Genomic DNA, 3664 nt, shown 5'->3' with positions numbered 1-3664 from the left:
GGGTGATCGAAGCGGCGCGGCGCTTGCCGAGAACGCTGGCGATCGCGCTCACCGGCTTCGCCAGCATCGCCGATCGCGATGAGGCAATCGCCGCCGGCTTCGATGGCCATCTGACCAAGCCGGCGGATCCCACCGAGTTGGCCAATCGCATCGCTGCCGGCTGCGCGCGCTGAAGCGCGCAGCCGGATTTCTCTGCGATCAGGCGTCGATCAGGCGCAGCGGTGCCAGCGGATCGAAGTCGGTCCACTGACCGCCGACGAGCCTGCCTTCGGTGCGCTCGATGTCGGTGCCGCCTCGCGTGCGAAGAATGTCGGCGACCTTGCGCTGCAGTTCCGGCGCCGATGCCGCTACGGCAATCAGCGAGCCGGCCTTGCGGCGCAATGACGGGTCCGGAAGCACTTCGGCGGGTGTCTCGGCGCCAGGCTCGTTGTGATCCTCGACCTTGAGCATCGCGCCGGCGAACGAGCCGACATAGGCGCCAGCGCCCGCCACGGCAACGGCCGCCGGGCCGAGCAGCGGCAGGGTCGCCAGTCCGGCAACCGCACCGACCGCAGCGCCGACGGCGGCGCCGGAAGCACCCCCCTTGGCGGCTTCATCGACCGGCGGCGGGCCGTCGCCTTCGAAGTACTGGTCCGGTTCGGCGGACGGGCTGACGAAGAAAGTGCTCATCTGCTCGGCGGCGATGCCGGCCGCAGCGAGATCGGCCAAAGCCTTCTGGGCGTCGGGGAGCTGCTCGAAGTTGCCGGTGATGATGATGGTCATGGAGGCTGCTCTTGGCGGGCTCTGCTGGATCGTCTGGGGATCCTGCTCAGTGCCATTGCGGGATCTGGATGGGCGGCGGTTCAAGCGGGTGCGGCGAGCGCCAGCGGGGTGCCGAAGCTCGGTGCGTTTTTTCTTATCCGTCTGAACGGGTGGCGTCTGGATGGGTGTGCCGAATTTCATGGACTCCTCCACTTGTCGGTCATTTGTCGGGTTGACGAGGAAAGGCGATTGCATCGCGCGTGCCCGCTCCTGGTGCGTCGTCCCAATCCTGAAGTCGGGCAGTAATTACAAGGCGGCAGGCAGAAACGAAGCGGTCAGCGCGGATGAAAGCCGCGCTGACCGATCGACGAGTGCAGCGCCGGATCAGACCGCCTGCTCGCTGCGCTCGTAATGCTTCAGCTTGGCGACCGCGGCGATCACCGCCGCCCATTCGGCTTTCGACGAGGCGAAGCGGAACACGCCGATGGTGTCCGTTTTAACGCCGGCAGCGGCCAGCAAGGGAGCGGCATCCTTGCAGGCAACGATGGTCTTCAGATGGTTGTGGATTTCGCGCACGAACGCCGTGCCTTCCACCGTCTTCGCCAATGCTGCCGGCGATGCCCCGCCGGGGATGACCACCGCATCGAAGGCCACCGACGGCATCGTTGCAAGTGTGTGATCAACCTGAACCTCGCCATGCTGGCCCTTGAGCGTGCCGAGCCTCGCAGCCAGCACTTTCACCGTGGCACCGGCCGCGGTCAGCGCTGTTTTCGCCGAAGCGATCTGCTGATCGTTGCAGCCCGGCCCGGCGAGCACGGCGATCTTCAGGCCGCGAATGCCGTTGCTGCCTGGGCGGAACATCAGACTCAGCGCCGCCGATTGCTTGATCGGGCTCTTGACCTTCACATCGATCGCCGGACCACCCTTCGTGGCATCGGGAACGATGTTCAGATTCTCGCCGATGGTCTTCGCCAATTCGCTGCTGACCTTGGCGAGATTGCCGAGCATGCGTACCCGTATCGCCGGGGTTTCGACCTTGCCGAGTTCGAAGCTGAAGGCAGCCGCGATGTGGGCACGTTCGACCGCGCTTTGGCTGTTGTAGAACATCGTCGCCTGCGAGAAATGCTCGGCGAAGCTGGCAGCGCGGATGCGCTGCTTGACGCCGGATACCGGCGCCGGAAAAGTCTTGAAGCCGGCCCGTCCGGTCATCGGGCAACCGCCACCCACCGAGTTCGGCGAGTACGCGGCGCGGCCTTGGTTGATGGTCATGCGCATGTGCGCATCGCGCTGGTTGCTGTGCACCGGCGAGCGCGAGCGGTTGATCGGCAACTCGGTGAAGTTCGGGCTGCCGAGGCGCGACAGCTGGGTGTCCTGATAGGAGAACACGCGGCCCTGCAGCAGCGGGTCTTCGGACAGATCGATGCCTGGCACCAGATGGCCGACGCTGTACGCCACCTGCTCGGTCTCGGCGAAATAATTGTCCGGATTGCGGTTCAGCACCATCTTGCCGACCACCACCACCGGACACAGTTCTTCGGGTACCAGCTTGGTCGCATCGAGCACATCGAACGGCCATTTGGCGGCGTCCTTCTCGGTGAACATCTGCAGGCCCAGCTCCCATTCCGGGAAGTTGCCGGCTTCGATCTGTTCCCAGAGATCGCGGCGATGGAAGTCCGGATCGGCGCCGGAAATCTGCACCGCTTCATCCCAAATCAGACTGTGGGTGCCGGCCTTCGGCTTCCAGTGGAATTTCACCAGGGTCGCTGCGCCAGCTGCATTGACCAGGCGGAAGGTGTGCACGCCGAAGCCTTCCATCATCGCCAGCGAACGGGGCAGTGCGCGATCACTCATCACCCACATCAGCATGTGCGTGGTTTCGGTACTCAGAGAGGCGAAATCCCAGAAGGTGTCGTGGGCCGACGCGGCCTGCGGAATGGCGTTGTGTGGCTCCGGCTTCACCGCATGGATCAGATCGGGAAACTTGATCGCGTCCTGGATGAAAAACACCGGAATGTTGTTTCCGACCAGATCGAACACGCCCTCTTCGGTGTAGAACTTGGTCGCGAAGCCGCGCACGTCGCGGGCGAGATCGGTGGAGCCTTTTTCGCCGGCCACGGTGGAGAAGCGCACGAACACCGGCGTCTGCACGCCGGGCTTCAGGAACTTCGCCTGGGTGACCTCGGAGATGTCTTTGCTGGCTTCGAAATAGCCGTGAGCACCAACGCCGCGGGCATGGACCACGCGTTCCGGAATGCGCTCGTGATCGAAGTGCTGGATCTTTTCCAGGAAGTAGAAATCTTCCGCCAGGGTCGGGCCGCGTTCACCGGCGCGCAGACTGTTGTCGTCGTCGGGAATCGGAATGCCCTGATTGCTGGTCAGGCCCGAGCCTTCGTCGGATACCAGGTAGGCATCGAGTACATCGGTATTGCCGCGCGGCGCTGCGGTGCGAGCTTTTTTTGCCTTTGCCATCGGTGTCGATCTCCTCGGATGGGTCCCATCAGCGGTATCGACGATGGGGAACAGCAGGCCGTCCGGAACTGTGTCCGGAGCAGTCATGGGTAGGAAACTTCAGTTGAGAAAGAGGCCGCGCAGTACTCAGGTCTGCGCGGGCCGCTGCTGTTGTGCGATAGGGGCAGGAGTCTCTTCAGCGCCGTTCGCTGCATCGAGCTTGCGGTCGCGGCCCTGGGCTTCGAGCAGGAAATAAACCGGGATCGCCGCGCATAGCGGCATCAGGTAATAAAGCGCGCGGTAGGTGAGCAGCGCGGCAAACAGTTCGGCATGCGGCACGCGGCTGCCGAGCGCGCCGAAGAACACCGCTTCGGTCACGCCGAGCCCGGCGGGAACATGCGTTGCCGCGCCGGCGATGGCGGCCAGCAGGAACACGCCGAGCACGAGCGGAAAGTCGACGTGCTGGCGCAGCAGC

At 64.3% G+C, this 3664-nt stretch carries 3 protein-coding genes; all 3 read right to left on the bottom strand.

The features are described 5' to 3' along the window. Positions 1-198: 198 nt before the first annotated feature. Positions 199-762, bottom strand: coding sequence for a hypothetical protein (locus QZY06_RS07310; RefSeq protein WP_295682236.1), 564 nt, complete (start codon positions 760-762; stop codon positions 199-201). Between the two features lie 363 nt (positions 763-1125). Then, entirely contained in the window at positions 1126-3210 is a 2085-nt protein-coding gene (locus QZY06_RS07305) for a catalase (protein WP_295682233.1), read from the bottom strand. A gap of 126 nt (positions 3211-3336) precedes the next feature. After that, on the bottom strand, positions 3337-3664 hold a 328-nt coding region (locus tag QZY06_RS07300; RefSeq protein WP_367275582.1), incomplete at its 5' end, for a YbhN family protein.

The sequence above is a fragment of the uncultured Nevskia sp. genome (assembly GCF_903885465.1).
GTDB lineage: Bacteria > Pseudomonadota > Gammaproteobacteria > Nevskiales > Nevskiaceae > Nevskia.
Note: the sequence above shows the minus strand (reverse complement) of the source record. Positions and strands in the feature narration are given on the sequence as shown.

Bases quoted from the DNA above. Each gene is read 5' to 3' on its own strand.
- QZY06_RS07305 (WP_295682233.1), bottom strand. From the start codon at position 3,210: ATGGCAAAGGCAAAAAAAGCTCGCACCGCAGCGCCGCGCGGCAATACC.
- QZY06_RS07310 (WP_295682236.1), bottom strand. From the start codon at position 762: ATGACCATCATCATCACCGGCAACTTCGAGCAGCTCCCCGACGCCCAG.